The sequence below is a fragment of the Kitasatospora sp. NPDC057904 genome (assembly GCF_042887925.1).
Taxonomy (GTDB): Bacteria; Actinomycetota; Actinomycetes; order Streptomycetales; family Streptomycetaceae; genus Kitasatospora.
Window position 1 is genome coordinate 1 of the sequence record NZ_JBHVOL010000026.1, and the last position, 17,249, is coordinate 17,249.

Annotated in this window: 9 protein-coding genes; 7 read left to right on the forward strand and 2 right to left on the reverse strand. The window is 75.6% G+C overall.

From position 1 onward, the window contains the following. Positions 1 to 131 precede the first annotated feature (131 nt). Positions 132 to 2,945, reverse strand: coding sequence for a flippase-like domain-containing protein (locus tag ACFVSN_RS38355; protein WP_380498926.1), 2,814 nt, complete (start codon positions 2,943 to 2,945; stop codon positions 132 to 134). A gap of 135 nt (positions 2,946 to 3,080) precedes the next feature. Here ACFVSN_RS38355 and ACFVSN_RS38360 point away from each other — a divergent pair, with 135 nt between their 5' ends. From ACFVSN_RS38360 to ACFVSN_RS38375, 4 genes are all read left to right on the forward strand, one after another. Next, positions 3,081 to 3,434 (forward strand): MGMT family protein, encoded by a 354-nt coding sequence (locus ACFVSN_RS38360; RefSeq protein ID WP_380498924.1) that lies wholly within the window; start codon positions 3,081 to 3,083, stop codon positions 3,432 to 3,434. A 258-nt stretch (positions 3,435 to 3,692) separates the two neighbouring features. After that, positions 3,693 to 7,028, forward strand: coding sequence for an ATP-dependent helicase (locus tag ACFVSN_RS38365; RefSeq protein ID WP_387957988.1), 3,336 nt, complete (start codon positions 3,693 to 3,695; stop codon positions 7,026 to 7,028). 46 nt (positions 7,029 to 7,074) lie between these two features. Continuing rightward, a complete protein-coding gene (locus ACFVSN_RS38370) occupies positions 7,075 to 10,296 on the forward strand; it encodes a UvrD-helicase domain-containing protein (protein WP_387957990.1) in 3,222 nt (1,073 codons plus the stop codon). 191 nt (positions 10,297 to 10,487) lie between these two features. After that, positions 10,488 to 11,675, forward strand: a complete 1,188-nt coding sequence (locus ACFVSN_RS38375) for a PP2C family protein-serine/threonine phosphatase (RefSeq protein WP_380438251.1) — start codon at positions 10,488 to 10,490, stop codon at positions 11,673 to 11,675. Positions 11,676 to 11,707: 32 nt separating this feature from the next. Here ACFVSN_RS38375 and ACFVSN_RS38380 read toward each other — a convergent pair whose 3' ends face one another. Then, positions 11,708 to 12,679, reverse strand: a complete 972-nt coding sequence (locus ACFVSN_RS38380; RefSeq protein ID WP_380438253.1) for an endonuclease/exonuclease/phosphatase family protein — start codon at positions 12,677 to 12,679, stop codon at positions 11,708 to 11,710. A gap of 78 nt (positions 12,680 to 12,757) precedes the next feature. Here ACFVSN_RS38380 and ACFVSN_RS38385 point away from each other — a divergent pair, with 78 nt between their 5' ends. The 3 genes from ACFVSN_RS38385 to ACFVSN_RS38395 all read left to right on the forward strand — a co-directional run bounded on the left by ACFVSN_RS38385 (position 12,758) and on the right by ACFVSN_RS38395 (position 17,179). Next, on the forward strand, positions 12,758 to 13,417 hold the full coding sequence (locus tag ACFVSN_RS38385; RefSeq protein ID WP_387957993.1) for a PadR family transcriptional regulator: 660 nt from the start codon (positions 12,758 to 12,760) through the stop codon (positions 13,415 to 13,417). A gap of 118 nt (positions 13,418 to 13,535) precedes the next feature. Then, a complete protein-coding gene (locus ACFVSN_RS38390) occupies positions 13,536 to 14,309 on the forward strand; it encodes an ABC transporter ATP-binding protein (protein WP_387957995.1) in 774 nt (257 codons plus the stop codon). Then, on the forward strand, positions 14,306 to 17,179 hold the full coding sequence (locus tag ACFVSN_RS38395; RefSeq protein WP_387957997.1) for an FtsX-like permease family protein: 2,874 nt from the start codon (positions 14,306 to 14,308) through the stop codon (positions 17,177 to 17,179). Before ACFVSN_RS38390 ends, ACFVSN_RS38395 begins: the two co-directional genes overlap by 4 nt. Positions 17,180 to 17,249: the final 70 nt, after the last annotated feature.

A 17,249-nucleotide genomic window follows, 5' to 3' on the forward strand; every position in this document is an offset into this window, starting at 1 on the left:
GGGGGGGGGGGGGGGTCAACCCCTCTCCCCCCCCACCCGCGGCTCCCCGCGCCGGGGCCGGGGGGGCGGGGGGCGCCCCCCCCCGGGGGGGGGGGGGGCCCTCCTCCGTACGCGCGCTTCTCTCGTGACGCTCAGAGCGCGTGCTTGCGCTGGAGCACGTTGTAGGCGATCCAGCCGGGCAGCACCGGCAGCCAGAAGGTGAGCGCCCGGTAGAGGAACACCGCCGGGGTGGCGACGGCGGGGGAGACGTCGGCGACGGTGAGCGCGCCGATCAGGGCGACCTCGACCGGGCCGATGCCGCCCGGCGTGGGGATCGCGGAGCCGGCCGCGTTGGCGGTCAGGAAGACGACGGCGACGGCCGAGAAGCTGACGCTGCCGCCGAAGGCCTGCACGGAGGCGTCCAGGCAGGCGGTGAACGAGAGCGTCAGCAGCAGGATCCCGCCGAAGCCGGTGACCAGCTTGCTGGGCGTCTGCATCAGGTCGAGCATGCGCGGCACCACGCCGAAGAACAGCGAGCGCAGCCGGCCCAGCACGAAGCGGCGCAGCGGCGCGACGGCGGCCACGACCAGGGCGAGCACGGCGGCGGTCAGCACGCCGATGATCACCGCGCGGGAGGCGGAGAGGTCGCCGTTGGTCTGGCTGCCGGTGATCAGGCCGAAGCTGAACAGCAGCAGCAGGTGCCCGGCCAGGCCCGCCAGCTGGGAGGCGCCGACGGAGGCGACCGCCTGACCGGAGCGGATCCCGGCCTTCTGCAGGTAGCGGGTGTTGAGCGCGATGCCGCCGATCGCCGCCGGGGCGACCAGCTTGACGAAGGAGCCGGCCAGCTGGGCGGCCACGGTGCGCCGGAACGGCAGCTTCTCGGGCACGAAGCCGGTGAGGCTCATCGCCGCGGCGACGTAGCTGAAGGCGGCCGCCACGAGGGCCGCCGCGGCCCAGGCCCAGTCCATCTGGGAGAGCTTGAGCTGGGCGGGCTTGATGGTGGTCAGCGCCAGGTACGCGGCGAAGGTGAGCGCGATCACCATGATCAGGCTCTTGGGCTTCAGCCGCTCCAGCTTGGCGGGCTCCATCGGGGCCTCGGGGGCGATCTGGAGGATCTGGCCGCGGATGCGGCTGAGCAGGTCCTCGCCGGCCGCCGCGATGTCCTCCTCGGCCTGCTGCTGGGTGCGCTCGCCGGCCGCGACCTGCTCCAGGGCCTTGGCCCGGGCGGCGGTCTTGCGCTCCTTGGAGAGCTTGGCGAGGTCGATGCGGGTGGAGCGGGAGAGCCCGACGGGCTGGAGCAGCGGCAGGGCCTGGGCGACCCGCTCGGCGCCGAGCACGGCGTTGGCGGCGGCGACGGCGCGCTCCGGGCCGATCCGCAGCGCGAAGGTGGTGACCAGCTGGGCGACGTCGATGCGCAGGGTCAGGTCGGTGGCGGCGATGTCGCCGCCGGACAGGTTGACCAGGCAGGCCGTCTTGTCGTCGACGACCAGCAGCGACTCGCCGGTCAGGCGCCGGTGGGCGATCCGGCGCTCGTGCAGGGCGGCCACCGACTCCCACAGCGAGGCCATCACCCGGTCGGTGACCTCGTCGTCGGAGAGCTCGTCCAGGGTGCGGCCCTCGACGTTCTCGTAGACGAGGATCGCGGCGTCCGGGCCGAGCTCGGAGGTGGCGACCAGCTGCGGCGCGCGGGCCCCGGAGGCCGCCGCCGCGTACGCGATCAGGGCCTCCTGCTCCAGCGCCTGGCGCAGCGACTGGGGGCTGCGGCGCACGGCCACCGAGCGCAGCCGCAGCCGGCGCCAGGCGCGGTAGAAGAAGCCGGAGGCCTGTTGCTCGCGGTCGATGATGTGGACGTCCAGCGGCGGGCCGTCCTGCTGCGCGACGTAGTAGCGGCGGGTGCCGCCGGGGGCGTCGGGGGCGCGGTGGGCGCTCTCCGGGGTGAAGCCGACCTTGCGCAGGCCGATCATCAGGTGCTGGCCGGTGGGGCGGATGTTGGGCGAGCCGATCGCGTACAGCGTGCCGTAGGCGACGGACCAGCCGATCAGGACGGTGAGCAGCAGCGACAGCGGGGTGGTGTAGCCGCCGAGCAGTTCGGTGATCCCGCTGAAGACCACCACGACCCACAGGGCGACCCGCCATCGTGGTCGGCTCGACATGCCGACGGCGGTCATGTAGGCGATCACCGGCGCCAGGTAGCCGTGGACGGGGTCGGTCAGGGCCCCGTTGCTGTCCATGGGGAGCCTGGTCAGGGCGTCCCTGATGTGTTCGGAGGCGCCCTCGGCGACCCACCAGTCGATGCCCAGCGAGACGCCGTAGGCGAGCACCGAGGCGAGGACGCCGTCGGCGACCCGCAGGCCGTCGCGTTTGATCAGCCGCTCGACCGCGAAGGCCAGCGGCACGGCCAGCACCGCGACGCTGGAGAGCAGGCCGGTGATCGTGGACAGCACCGCGGAGAAGCGCGGCGCGTTGGTCGCGATGTCCTGCTCGATGCCGGTGGTGGTCGACGTCGCCACGCCGGCCAGGACGAACACGGCGACTATCCCGAAGACGCCGGCGAGGAAGCGCAGGAGGTCGGTCGGGCGGTGCGCGCGGGCGGCGAGCAGCGGCTCGTCGACGTCCAGGTGCGGGGTGTCGTCCAGCGGGTCGTGGAAGGACGCGAGGGCGTGTTCCGCGGTCGTGGCGTCGGGTGCGGGCGCGGGCTCGGGGGCGGGCACCGGCTCCGGGACGGCCCCGGGGACGGCCGCGCCGGTGGGACGCGGGCCCGCCTCGGGCGCCTGGGCGGGCTCGGGCAGCGGCACGGTCGGGGTCGCGGCGGGGCCGGTCGGCTGGGGGGTCTTGATCGTACGGTCCTTGATCAGGGAGACTTCCGGCGCGGGCCCGGGAGCGGGCTCACCGCCGGGACCTGCGGGCATGCGGGCGGCGGACTCGTCGGAGTCCTCGTGCGCGCCCACGTCTGCCGTCCCGGTCATCTGGTCTTGTCCTCGTATCACCACTCACCGCCCCGGAAGATGGTGGCATGCCCCGGCCCCCCGTGCTGGACAGGGGCCGGATCGGGCGCGGCGGATCGAATCCGCGGGGTTCCGCACGCGCCCCCATAAGGAAGAATGCCGCAGGTGACGGACGCTGACGACGACGGCTTCCCGGCGGACCTGCCGCCCTTCGCCGAACTGGTTCTCGACCTGACCGAGCGGATTCCACCCGGCCGGGTGATGACCTACGGGGACGTTGCCGAGTACCTCGGCCAGGGCGGTCCGCGCCAGGTCGGGCGGGTCATGGCCCTGTACGGCGGCTCGGTGCCCTGGTGGCGGGTGATCCGCGCCGACGGACGCTTCCTGCCCGGCCACGAGCAGCGTGCCCTCGCCCACTACGGCGAGGAGGGCACCCCGCTGCGCGAACTCTCCGACCCGCCGCGCGTGGACCTCAAACGCGCCCGCTGGGACGGTTCCCAATCCCCCTGAACCAGGGACGCCGAGGGGATTGACGGGGCAGGATCGTAGGCTCGATGCGGGCGGGCCCGCGCGGCCCGCCCCCGTCATGCCCCTGTTCGACCCCAGGAACCTCCGTGAGCGAGCGCAGCGAGCGAACCATCAAGAAGTGCGCATGGGTGAACGCCCCTGCCGAGCGTAGCGAGGCGGGCGCGTGAGCGAGCGCAGCGAGCGAACCATCAAGAAGTGCGCATGGGCGAACGCCCCTGCCGAGCGTAGCGAGGCGGGCGCGTGAGCACCCCCTTCCGGCTCGTGCGCAGCCCGCTCGTCCAGCCCGCACCGCCCGCGCTGGACGAGTACCAGCGCGCCGTGGTCGAGCACCCCGGCGGGCCGCTGCTGGTGCTCGCCGGCCCGGGCACCGGCAAGACCACCACGCTCGTCGAGGCCGTCGCCCGGCGCATCGAGCGCGGCACCGACCCCGAGCGGATCCTGGTCCTCACCTTCAGCCGCAAGGCCGCCATGGAGCTGCGCGACCGGATGTCCGGACGCCTCGCCACCTCCACCCCCGCCCCGCAGGCGACCACCTTCCACTCCTTCTGCTACGCCCTCCTGCGCGCCCACCAGGACCCGGCCGACTACGCCGAGCCGCTGCGCCTGCTGTCCGGCCCCGAGCAGGACGTCATGGTCCGCGAACTGCTCGCCGGCGGCGCCGAGGACGCCCGCCTCGGCAGCTCCCGCATCCCCTGGCCGCTGGACCTGCGCGCTTGCCTGACCACCCGCGGCTTCGCCGACGAGGTCCGCGCCGTCCTCGCCCGCAGCCGCGAGCTCGGCCTCGGCGAGGCCGAACTCGAACGCTTCGCCCAGGGCGTCCAGCGCCCCGACTGGGCCGCCGCCGCCCACTTCCTCGCCGACTACCTCGACGTCCTCGACCTGCGCGGCGTCCTCGACTACGCCGAGCTCGTCCACCGCGCCGTCCTGCTCGCCGAGCGCCCCGAGGTCGCCGAGGACCTGCGCGCCCGCTACGACGTCGTCTTCGTCGACGAGTACCAGGACACCGACCCCTCCCAGGTCCGCCTGCTGCGCCGGCTCGCCTGCGGGGGGCGCGACCTCGTCGCCGTCGGCGACCCCGACCAGTCGATCTACGCCTTCCGCGGCGCCGACATCAACGGCATCCTCGACTTCCCGCAGGCCTTCCCCCGCGCCGACGGCACCCCCGCCGACGTCCGGGTGCTGCGCGTCTCCCGCCGCTCCGGCGCCGTCCTGCTCGCCGCCTCCCGCGAACTCGCCCGCCGCATGCCGATGGGCCGCCTGCCCGCCGACAAGCTCGCCCAGCACCGCGCCCTGCTGCCCTCCCGCGAGGGCGGCCGGGTCGAGGTCTACACCTACCCGACCCCCGGCGCCGAGCTCGACTCCGTCGCCGACCTGCTGCGCCGCGCCCACCTGGAGGACGGCGTGCCGTGGGGCGAGATGGCCGTCCTCGTCCGGGCCGGCGCCCGCTCCATACCGGGCGTGCGGCGCGCCCTCGGCGCGGCCGGCGTGCCCCTGGAGATCGACGGCGACGACCTGCCGCTGCGCGAGGAGCCCGCCGTCGCCCAGCTGCTGCTCGCCCTGCGGGTCTGCGCCGAGCAGGCCGCCCGCGACCGGCACGGCGACCCGGACGCCGCCGATCCCCTCACCACCGACACCGCCCACGCCCTGCTCACCGGCCCCCTCGGCGGCCTCGACGGCTCCGACCTGCGCCGCCTCGGCCGCGCCCTGCGCGAGGAGGAACGCGCCGCGCTGCGCGCCGACGGCCGCCCCGCCGCGGCGCTGCGCCCGGCCGGCGAGCTGGTGCGCGAGGCCCTCGCCGAGCCCGAGCGGCTCGTCGCCCTCGACCCCCTCCACGCTCGCGGCACCCCCGCCCGGCGCGCCCGCGACCTCGGCACGCTGCTGCGCAAGGTCCGCGAGGCGCTCGCCGGCGGCTGCACCGCCGAGGACGCCCTGTGGGCGCTGTGGGAGGGCAGCCGTCGCTGGCGCGAGCGCCTGGAGCGGGCCGCCCTGCGCGGCGGCGCCGCCGGCCGCAACGCCGACCGCGACCTCGACGCGCTGTGCGCCCTGTTCGAGACCGCCGCCCGCGCCGAGGAGCAGGTGACCGGCCACCGCAGCGCCCTCGACCTGCTCGCCGAGCTGGAGGCCCAGGACATCGCCGCCGACACCCTCACCGTGCGCACCGTGCGCCCCGAGGCCGTCCGGCTCATGACCGCGCACCGCTCCAAGGGCCTGGAGTGGCGCCTGGTCGTCGTCGCCGGCGTCCAGGACGGCCTCTGGCCCGACCTGCGCCGCCGCGGCTCCCTCCTGGAGGCCGACCGGATCGGCCGCGACGGCCTCGCCGAACCGCTCTCCCCGGCCGCCCTGCTCGGCGAGGAACGCCGCCTCTTCTACGTCGCCGCGACGCGCGCCAAGGAACGGCTGATCGTCACCGCCGTCAAGGCGCCCGCCGAGGACGGCGACGAGCCCTCCCGCTTCCTGCGCGAGCTCTACCGCGAGGACGTCGACCCCGCGACCGGCCGCGTCGTGCGCCGCACCCCGCCCGTCACCGTCGAGGACGTCACCCACCGCCCGCGCCGCCCGCTCGCCGTCCACGCGCTCGTCGCCGAGCTGCGCGCCGTCACCGTCGACCCGGCCCGCTCGCCCGAGCTGCGCCGGGCCGCCGCCGAACGCCTCGCCGTCCTCGCCGCCGCCGCGGACGAGGACGGGCTGCCGCTCGTGCCCGCCGCCCACCCCGAGCGCTGGTGGGGCCTGGACGACCCGACCGCCGCCCCCGAGCCGCTGCGCGGCCCCGACCTGCCGGTGCGGCTGTCCGGCAGCGGCCTGGAGCAGCTGGAGAACTGCTCGCTGCAGTGGTTCCTGGACAAGGAGGTCAAGGCCCAGGTCCGCGGCTCGGCCGCCCAGGGCTTCGGCAACGTCGTCCACGCCCTCGCCGACGAGGTCGGCTCCGGGCGCACCCCCGCCGACCTCGCCGTCCTCATGGAGCGCCTGGACACCGTCTGGGACGCGCTGGCCTTCGACGCGCCGTGGAAGTCCCGGCAGGAGAAGACCGAGGCCCGCGCCGCCCTGGAGCGCTTCCTCAACTGGCACGTCCTCGAACGCGGCCGCGACCTCGTCGCCACCGAGCACGGCTTCGACGTCACCCTCGACGTCGGCGGCGTCTCGGTGCGCATCCGCGGCTCGATGGACCGGGTCGAGAAGGACGCGGCCGGGCGCGCCTACGTCGTCGACTTCAAGACCGGCAAGCAGATCCCCACCGACAAGTCGCTGCCCGAGCACAAGCAGCTCGCCGTCTACCAGCTCGCCGTCCGGGCCGGGGCGCTGAACGAGCTGCCCGGCTTCGCCGGCGGCGCCCCGCACGCCGGCGGCGCCGAGCTGGTCCACCTGCGCGAGCCGGCCGCCAAGGCCGCCCAGGACGCCCCCAAGGTGCAGCGCCAGGAGCCGCCCGAGGGCGAGCCGTGGATCGAGAACCTGCTCGCCGAGGCCGCCGGACGCGTCCTCGCCGAGCGCTTCGTGCCCCGCACCGGCGGCGGCTGCGACCGCTGCGCGTTCCGGCGCAGCTGCTCGGCCCAGCGCGACGGGGCCCAGCTGGTGGAGTGATGGTCGCGGGGCAAAGAATGTCCGCCGCTCCGGTTAACGTTGCGGGGTGACCGCCGTGCTCAGCCATCCCGACCAGCTCAAGGAGCTGCTCGGGATCCCGTTCAACCGGGAGCAGATGGCGGCCATCGGCGCCCCCCTCGAACCCGCCGTGATCGTCGCCGGCGCCGGCTCCGGCAAGACCACCGTGATGGCCGCCCGGGTGGTGTGGCTGGTGGGCTCCGGCGCCGTGCGCCCCGAGGAGGTCCTCGGCCTCACCTTCACCAACAAGGCCGCCGGCGAGCTCGCCGAACGCGTGCGCACCGCCCTCCTGCGCGCCGGCGTCGCCGACTCTGACGACGCCGAGCCGCTCGGCGAACCCGAGATCTCCACCTACCACGCCTTCGCCGGGCGCCTCCTCAAGGAGCACGGCCTGCGCATCGGCGTCGAACCCGACGTGCGGCTGCTCGCCGACGCCACCCGCTTCCAGCTCGCCGCCAAGGTGCTGCGCACCAGCCCCGGCCCGTTCCCCGCCCTCACCGGCACCTTCGCCAACCTCGTCGCCGACCTCATCGCCCTCGACGGCGAACTCGCCGAACACCTCGTCGAACCCGACACCCTGCGCGCCCACGACGAGGACCTGCTCGACGCCCTCGCCACGGCCAAGCTCACCAACGACGACCTGCGGGCCGTCCCCGCCACCGCCCGCGCCCGGCTCGAACTGCTGCGCCTGGTCGAGGACTACCGGCGCCGCAAGGCCACCGCCGGACTGATGGACTTCGGCGACCAGATAGCGGCCGCCGCCCGGCTCGCCCAGCGCCGCCCCGAGGTCGGCGAACTCCTGCGCGGCCAGTACCGGGTCGTGCTGCTCGACGAGTACCAGGACACCTCCGTCGCCCAGCGGCTCATGCTCGCCGGGCTGTTCGGCGCCGGGCCCGAGGGCCGTGGCGGCGGCCACCCCGTCACCGCCGTCGGCGACCCCTGCCAGGCGATCTACGGCTGGCGCGGCGCCTCCGTCGCCAACCTCGACGAGTTCCCCCGGCACTTCCCGCGGGCCGGCGGCCGGCCCGCCGCCCGCTACGCGCTCAGCGAGAACCGCCGCAGCGGCGGGCGCCTGCTCGCCTTCGCCAACGAACTCGCCGCGCCGCTGCGCGCCATGCACGAGGGCGTCGAGGCGCTGCGCCCGGCTCCCGGCGCCGAGCACGACGGCTTCGTCCGGGCCGCGCTGCTGCCCACCCACGCGGAGGAGGTCGACTGGCTCGCCGACTCCGTCGCCCACCTCGTGCGCACCGGCACCGCGCCCGGCCGGATCGCCGTGCTGTGCCGCGGCGGCGCCGCCTTCCCGGACATCCACGCGGCGCTGGTGGCCCGCGACGTGCCGGTCGAGGTGGTCGGCCTCGGCGGGCTGCTCCAGCTACCCGAGGTGGCCGACCTGGTCGCGGTCTGCGAGGTGCTCCAGGACCCGACCGCGAACGCGGCCCTGGTACGGCTGCTGATCGGCCCGCGCTGGCGGATCGGCCCGCGCGACCTCGCCCTGCTCGGGCGCCGCGCCGCCGACCTCGTGCGCACCGGCCGGCCCGAGGGCGTGGAGGCGCTGGCCGCCGCCGTCGCCGAGACCGACCCGACCGAGGTGGTCTCGCTGGCCGACGCCCTGGAGACCTTCCTCGACGCCGATCAGGGCGATCAGACCGACGACCTCCCGTTCTCCGCCGAGGCCCGGGTGCGCTTCGCCCGCCTCGCCCAGGAACTGCGCGACCTGCGCCGCTCGCTGTCCGAGCCGCTGATGGACGTCCTGCACCGGGTCCTCGCCGCCACCGGCCTGGAGGTCGAACTCGCCGCCTCCCCGCAGGCACTGGCCGCCCGCCGCCGCGAGACCCTGCACGCCTTCCTGGACGTCGCCGCCTCCTTCGCCGACCTCGACGGCGACCCGGGCCTCGCCGCCTTCCTCGGCTTCCTGCGCGCCGCCCAGGAGTACGAGCGCGGCCTGGACAGCAGCCTGCCCGGCGGCGAGGACACCGTGAAGGTCCTCACCGCCCACAAGTCCAAGGGCCTGGAGTGGGACGTCGTCGCCGTGCCCGGCCTGGTGAAGGGCGCGTTCCCCTCCGGCAGCCCGCGCGAGCGCTGGACCAGCACCAAGCGCGTGCTCCCGCACGCCCTGCGCGGTGACGCCGCCACCCTGCCCGACGTGCGCGGCGGGTGGAACGCCAAGTCGGTGGCCGCGTTCAAGAAGGAGCTGGCCGAGCACTCCGGCGTCGAGGAACTGCGCCTCGGCTACGTCGCGTTCACCCGGCCGCGCTCCCTGCTGCTCGCCTCCGGCCACTGGTGGGGGCCCACCCAGAAGACCGTCCGCGGCCCGTCCGCGTTCCTCGAACAGCTGCGGGAGCACTGCGAGCGGCCCGGCGCGGGCGAGATCGAGCACTGGGCCGAGCAGCCGGAGAAGGGCGCCGAGAACCCGGCCCTCGCCGCGCCCGCCGAGCGGCCCTGGCCGCTGCCGCTGGACCCGGCCGCCCAGCACGCCCGGCGCCGCGTCGCCGGCGTCGTGCGCGCCCGCCTCGCCGGCGCGCCCGCCCCCGAACCGGAGCCGATGGGCGCCGAGGACCGCCGGCAGGTCGAGTCCTGGGACCGCGATCTCACCGCCCTGCTGGGCGAGTTGGAGCGGACCCGGCGCAGCGTCCGGGAGGTGCCGCTGCCCGCCGCCCTGTCCGCCACCCAGCTGCTGCGCCTGGCCGCCGACCCGGACGGCTTCGCGCACGACCTCGCCCGCCCGATGCCGCGCCCCCCGCAGCCCGCGGCCCGCCGGGGCACGCGCTTCCACGCGTGGGTGCAGTCCCGGATCGAACCGCTGCTGCTGGTCGAGCCCGGTGCGCTGCCCGGCGCGGACGACGACGGCGTCGAGGACGAGCAGGACCTGGAGCGCCTCAAGGAGGCGTTCCTGCGCACCCCGTACGCCGGCCGGCGCCCGTACCGGGTGGAGGCGCCGTTCCAGCTGGTGCTGGCGGGCCGGGTGGTGCGCGGCCGGATCGACGCGGTCTACCGGGAAGGTGACGAAACGTCAGGATCCGGTGGTGCGTCACGCTACGAAGTGGTGGACTGGAAGACCCACCGCGAGGAGACCGCCGACCCGCTGCAGCTCGCGGTCTACCGGGTCGCGTGGGCCGAGTACGCGGGAGTCCCGCCGGAGCAGGTCACGGCGTCGTTCCTGTACGTCCGCAGCGGGCGCGTCGTGCGACCGTCAGGACTTCCCGACCGAAAAGAGTTGGAACGGCTCCTGATCGGGAACAGTGAAGAATGAGTCACGGAGAGCATCCAAGTCATCATGGCAACGGGCGAAACCTGTGCGTAGTGCACGTTTCGCGCCTATTGTGGGGTCGGTAACCGGTCAACCCCCGTACTCCGGCCGCCGGCGAGGCCCGCATTTCCTAACCCTCAGTCATCGCCGCAGGTGCCTCCGGGCATCGGCGTCTTCTGCTGGAGAAACCGAAGTTGAGCGCGACCGGATGGATCAGAGAGCGGTTCACCGGGCCGACCCCGGGACCCGCTCCGGGCACGACCGGCACCTGGCCGAGGACGGCGCTCGCGCTGCCCTACATCGGCATGGCGCTGATCGTCCTCCTCGACTACGTCAGCGGCACCGAGGTCACGGTCGAACCCGCCCTCACCGCCGTACCCGCGCTGGCCGCCGTGGTCAGCCGCCGCACCTGGTACCCGCTCGCCATCGGCCTGTGCACCGAGGCCGTGGCCTTCCTGATGGCCTTCCGCGGCGACGCGCTCGGCCAGTCCGTGCACGCCGCCAGCGTCGTCGCGATCGTCCTGGTCGCGGCGATCGGCTGGGTCAGCGCCACCCTGCGCCTGCGCCAGGAACGGGCGCTCGCCGACGCGCAGCTCGTCGCCTCGATCGCCCGCCGCGTGCTGCTGCGGCCCGTCCCCGAGCGGGTCGGCACCGTCCGCGCGGCCGTCCACTACGAGGCCGCCGCCGCCCACGCGCGGATCGGCGGCGACCTGTACGAGGTCGTCAACACCCGCCACGGCGTCCGGGCCGTGGTCGGCGACGTGCGCGGCAAGGGCCTCGGCGCGGTCGAGACGGCCGCCGCCGTCCTCGGCGCCTTCCGCGAGGCCGCGCACCAGGAGCCCGCGCTGGACCGGGTGGCCGGCTGGCTCGCCGTCAGCCTCGACCGGGCCCTGCACGAGAACGACCACCCCGGCGTCGAGGAGGAGTTCGTCACCCTCGTGCTGATCGGCGTCGCCCCGGACGGCACCGCCCAGATCGTCAACTGCGGGCACCCCTCGCCGCTCCTGCTGCGCGGCGCCGAGGTCCGCCCGCTCGAACTCGCCGAGACCGTGCCGCCGCTGGGCGTCCTCGACCCGGCCGACGTCCGCCCGCCGGTGCACCGCACGGCCCTGCTGCCCGGGGACCGGGTGCTGCTGTTCACCGACGGCGTCATCGAGGCCCGGGACCGCTCCGGCGCCTTCTACCCGCTCGCCGAACGCCTCCCGCACTGCGCCGACGGCCGCCCGGCCGACGTCCTGCTGCGCCTGCACGAGGACGTCGTGCGCCACGTCGGGCGCCAGCTCGGCGACGACGCGGCCATGCTGCTCCTCCAGTACGAACCCCAGTCCGCCCAGATCGCCCACGTCCCGCACCAGAACGGGGCCCTCTCGCACCTCAACTGAGGCCCGGGGCCGCAACGGCCGAGGGCCGGAGGCTACAGCGCCACCTCGACCACCAGCGGCCGGTGGTCCGACACCCCGGTGTGCGGCGCCGCCGCCGGGCCCACCGCGGTCCGCGGCACACCGACCGCCAGCACGTGGTCGAACTGCACCGCGGGCCGGTGCGACGGGTACGTCGGCGTGCGCGCCAGGTCGTACCAGCCCTGCAGCCGGGCCCGCGGCTCGCGCACCCGCCGCCGGCGCGGCCCGGCCAGCACCGGCCGGGCCCGCCGCGCCTCGCGCAGCTCCCGCACGCGCGTGCGCGGCGCGGTGCGCTCCAGCGCCGTCGCCCCGCCGAGCACCGTGCGCGGCACCGCGCCCACCAGGTTGAAGTCGCCCAGCACCAGGTACGGCTGCGGCAGGTCCGCGATCCAGCGCCGGATGCCGGCCAGCTGCGCCATGTTCCACCCGGGCACGAAGGACAGGTGCGCGGCCACCACCGTGAACGGGCCGCGCTCGCCCTCCAGCACCGCCGCGAGGGCGGCCCGCGGCTCGTCCGGCACGGGGGTCAGGCCGCGCCGCCCGGCCACCCGCAGCGGCAGCCCGAACGGCGCCGGGGCGAAGCGCCGGGCCCGCCAGTGGCGCACCGGCAGCCGGGTCAGCAGCGCCGTCCCGTACGAGGGCGCGGCGCCGTCGCCGACCTCGCCCGGCCCGTACACCTTCAGGCCGTTCGGCCCGGACGGCTCGCGCACCCAGCCGGCCACCGGCGCCGGGCGCCCGTGCAGCGCGGCGGCGAAGCGCCAGTCGGCGGCCCCCATCGCCTTGGCGGCGACGGCCGCCTGGTCGGTGCAACCCGAGCGCGACTGGTGGCGGTCCACCTCCTGCAGGGCCAGGACGTCCGCGTCCAGCGCGGCCACCGCCTGCGCCAACGGGTCGCCGGCGTCGGCCGGATAGGGCCGCGGGGCGCCGTCCGCGGCGAGCGGCTGACCGTGCAGCAGGTTGAAGGTGGCGATGCGCAAGTGGCTCACACCGCACGACGGTACCCGCTCGCCGGGGCCGGTCGCGTCGCTTGAGCCGGGAGGGCATACCGGGTATACATACTGAGTATGTCCATCCGTCACGGTCTGCTCGCCCTGCTCGACCAGGGCCCGCGCTACGGCTACCAGCTGCGCACCGACTTCGAGGCGCGCACCGGCGCCACCTGGCCGCTCAACGTCGGGCAGGTCTACACCACGCTCGCCCGCCTGGAGCGCGACGGCCTGGTCGAACCCGCGGGGGAGGACGACGAGGGCCACCAGTTCTACGCCGTCACCGAGGCCGGCCGGGCCGAACTGCGCGCCTGGTTCGACACCCCGGTGCCGCGCACCAACCCGCCGCGCGACGAACTCGCGATCAAGCTCGCGATGGCCGTCACCGTGCCCGGGGTCGACGTCTCCGCCGTCGTCCAGGGCCAGCGCCGGCACAGCATCAAGGCGCTCCAGGACTACACCCGGCTCAAGGGCCGGGCCCTGGCCGGCGAGGCCCGGCCCGGCGCCGGCGCCGCGCCCGCCTCGGCGGGCAGCGACCTCGCCTGGCTGCTCGTCCTCGAACAGCTGATCTTCCAGACCGAGGCCGAGATCCGCTGGCTCGACCACTGCGAGACCCGCCTCGCCCAGCAGGCCGAGCTCCAGCAGGCCCGGGCCGCCGAGGCCGCCGAGGCGGGCGGGGCCGCCGGCCAGGAGCCCGGCCGCACGTTCCGCCCCGGCCGGCGCCGCACGCGGTCCTAGCGCCGCGGGCCCCGCCCCGCCCCGGCGGCGCGCGGCCCCGGACCGCCGGGGCCCCACCGACGTCACCGATCCACCGGCCCGGCCGCGACCGGGCCCACAACCAGCAAGAGGGGGGACCGTGTCCTACACAGACCCGACCAGCACCGGCGTCCGGCCCGTCCTGCACCTGGACGGCATCAGCCGGGTGCACGGCCAGGGCGCAGCAGAGGTGCACGCCCTGCGCCAGATCGACCTGCGGGTCAATCCCGGCGAGTTCGTCGCCGTCATGGGCCCGTCCGGCTCCGGCAAGTCGACCCTGCTCACCCTCGCCGGCGGCCTCGACACCCCGACCGGCGGCCAGGTCCTCGTCGAGGGCGTCGCCCTCGGCGGCCTGAGCCGCAAGCGCCTCGCCGAGGTCCGCCGCCGCTCCGTCGGCTACGTCTTCCAGGACTACAACCTGATCCCGGCCCTCACCGCCGCCGAGAACATCTCCCTCCCGCGCGAACTGGACGGCCTCTCCGCCCGCGCCGCCCGCCGCGAGGCCCTCGCCGCGCTGGAGGAGCTCGGCATCCCCGAGCTCGCCGACCGCTTCCCCGACGACATGTCCGGCGGCCAGCAGCAGCGCGTCGCCATCGCCCGCGCCCTCATCGGCGACCGCCGCCTCGTCCTCGCCGACGAACCCACCGGCGCCCTCGACTCCACCACCGGCGAGGCCGTCCTCGCCGTCCTGCGCGCCCGCTGCGACTCCGGCGCCGCCGCCATGATGGTCACCCACGAGGCCCGCCACGCCGCCTGGGCCGACCGCGTCGTCTTCCTGCGCGACGGCCGCATGGTCGACGAGAGCATCAGCCAGGACGCCGGCAGCCTGCTCGTCAGCGCCGCCACCAACGCCAAGCGCCAGGGGGAGGAGTGAAGTTCAGCTCCTGGCGGGTCGCCCTGCGCATAGCCCGCCGCGACGCCCTGCGCGCCAAGGGCCGCAGCGCCCTCGTGGTCGCCATGGTCGCCCTGCCCGTCCTCGGCGTCACCGGCGCCGACGTCGTCTACCGCAGCGCCCAGCTCAGCCCCGCCGAACGCGCCACCCGCCTGATGGGCCGGTCCGACGCGGAACTGCGCTTCCTCGAAGGCGGCGTGACGATCAAGCAGGCCCCCGACCCCAGCGAGGGCAGCAGCTTCGAGCAGCCCGTCGCCACCAAGGCGGGCGCACCCGACCTCACGCCCGAACAGCAACGCAGCCGCGACACCGACCCCGCCGCACTCGCCGCCGCCCTCCTGCCCGCCGGCACCACCCTCGTCCCCGAGCGCATGGGGTCCTACACCGCCACCAGCAGCGCCGAGGGCCTCATCTCCGTCGACACGACCGAGGCCGACCTCACCGACCCCGTCTGGCGCGGCAAGATCAACATCGTCGGGGGCCGCGCACCGAGCGCCCCCCGCGAGATCGCCGTGACCCGCACCTTCCTCGACCGCTCCGGCCTGGGGCTCGGCGCCACCACCACCGTCCGCGGCCTCGACGCCACCCCCTTCACCATCACCGGCGTCGTCGAGTACCCCGGCGACCTCAGCGCCACCACCCTCGTCGCCCGCCCCGGGGAACTCGTCGAACCACTCGCCAAACTCCCCGGCGCGACCCCGCGCACGGGCGGCAACTGGCTCGTCAAGATGCCCGCCGGCACCGTGCTCGACTGGCCCAAGGTCACCGAACTCAACAAGTACGGCTTCACCGCCGCCTCCCGCGCCGTCCTCCTCGACCCGCCGCCGCGCGCCGCCGTCCCCTTCTATGCCGACCAGAACAACGGCACCGGACCCGCGCTCCTCGACCGCACCGCCATCGTCATCCTCGGCACCGTCGTCGGCATGGCCCTCCTGGAGATCGTGCTCCTCGCGGGCCCCGCCTTCGCCGTCGGGGCCAGGCGCTCCCGGCGGCAGCTCGGCCTGATCGCCGCCGGCGGCGGTGACCGCGCCCAGATCCGCGCCGTCGTCCTCGGCGGCGGCGTCGTCCTCGGCACCACCGGCGCCGCGGCCGGCCTCGCCGTCGGCATCGGCCTCGTCGCCCTCCTGCGCACCCGCGCCGAGGACTACGCCGGCCACCGCTTCGGGCACTTCGCCCTCCAGCCGCTCGACCTCGCCGGGGTCCTGCTCATCGGCGTCGTCACCGGCCTGCTCGCGGCCATCGTCCCGGCCGTCCAGGCCGCCCGCCAGGAGGTCGTCTCCGCACTCACCGGCCGCGACTCCCTCAAGCCGCCCAACCGCTGGCTCGCCCTCCTCGGCCTCCTCATGCTCGGCGGCGGCACCGCCCTCGCCCTGCTCGGCGCCGCCAGCGGCATCGCCAGCCGCACCATCGCCGTCCTCGGCGGCTCGATGATCGCCGAACTCGGCATGGTCGCCCTGGTGCCCTACCTCGTCGGCCTCTTCGGCCGCACCGGCCGCTGGCTGCCGCTCGGCCCCCGCCTCGCCCTGCGCGACTCGGTGCGCCACCGCGGCCGCACCGCCCCCGCCGTCGCCGCCGTCATGGCCGCCGTCGCCGGCTCCGTCGCCGTGTCCATCTACGCCGCCAGCACCGACGAACAGAACCGCCGCGGCTACGAGGCCTCCGCCCCCGCCGGCGCGGTCCTCCTCGGCACCGGCTGGGGCGCCGCCTCCGACGGCTCCCTCCTGCCCCGGATGCGCGACGCCGTCGAATCCAGCGTCCCCGACCTCGGCCCGCGCGCCGACGTCAAGAAGCTCACCTACCCCGCCGGCTGCGGGGAACACCAGGGCACCTGCGGATGGATCTCTCCCCTCCTGCCCAAGGACCTCCGCTGCCCCCTGGAGGACGACCACGGCAGCCTCTCCTCCGACGAGATCAAGCGGCTGCGCCACGACGACAAGCGCTGCCAGTTCAACGCCGGCCGACGCGGCACCACCGTCTACGGCGGCATCGGCGCCGGCGACGCCACCATGCTGCGCAACCTGCACGGCATCACCGACCCGGCCGCCGTCCAGGCCCTCGCCGACGGCAAGGCCGTCGTCCTCGACCCGCGCTACATCAAGGACGGCAAACTGATCCTCCAGACCAACGACCCCATGCCGCTGCCCGCCGCCGGCACCAAGTCCGCCCCCTACGTCCCCTCGGAGGAAGAGGACCGCAAGCGCCGGCACGAGACCACCATCGACGCCTACCTCGCCAACTCGCCCATCCAGACCGGCATCGCCGTCATCAGCCCCGACACCGCCCGCCGCCTCGGCCTCGGCGTCGTGGACGGGGGCTCCGTCTGGCTGCCCGCCACCGCACCCAGCGACGGCGCCGAGCAGAAGGCCGCCGGTGCCATCGGCAAACTCGCCGACCACACCGAGTTCTCGGTCGAACGCGGCTACCAGCCCAAGGGCGACCTCATCAGCCTCGGCCTGGCCGGCTTCGCCGCCCTCGTCGCCCTCGGCGCCGCCGGCATCGCCACCGGACTCGCCGCCGCCGACTCCCAGCGCGACCTCACCACCCTCGCCGCCGTCGGCGCCACACCCCGGATCCGGCGCACGCTCTCCGGCTTCCAGTGCGGCGTCATCGCCGCCATGGGCACCCTCCTCGGCATCGTCTGCGGAGCCGTCCCCGCCATCGCCCTGCGCAAGGTCCTCGGCGCGGTCGAGCCCTACCCCGGCATCAGCCCCGAGGAGATGGCCAACCGCTCCCTGGTGATCGTCCCGTGGGGCAACGTCGGCCTCCTCGTGATCGGCCTGCCGATCATCGCCGTCGGCCTCGCCACCCTGCTCACCCGCTCGCGGATCACCCTGCTGCGCCGCAGCGGCTGAGCCCGCGCCACCCGCCCGTCACCCGCCCGTCACCCGCCCACGGCAACCGTCCGTCACCCCGCCCGCCGCG

What these genes read in the sequence shown, in the direction of transcription:
- ACFVSN_RS38385 (WP_387957993.1), top strand. Translation starts at nt 12,758, where the DNA reads ATGTCCATCCGTCACGGTCTGCTCGCCCTGCTCGACCAGGGCCCGCGC.
- ACFVSN_RS38360 (WP_380498924.1), top strand. Translation starts at nt 3,081, where the DNA reads ATGCCGCAGGTGACGGACGCTGACGACGACGGCTTCCCGGCGGACCTG.
- ACFVSN_RS38355 (WP_380498926.1), bottom strand. Translation starts at nt 2,945, where the DNA reads ATGACCGGGACGGCAGACGTGGGCGCGCACGAGGACTCCGACGAGTCC.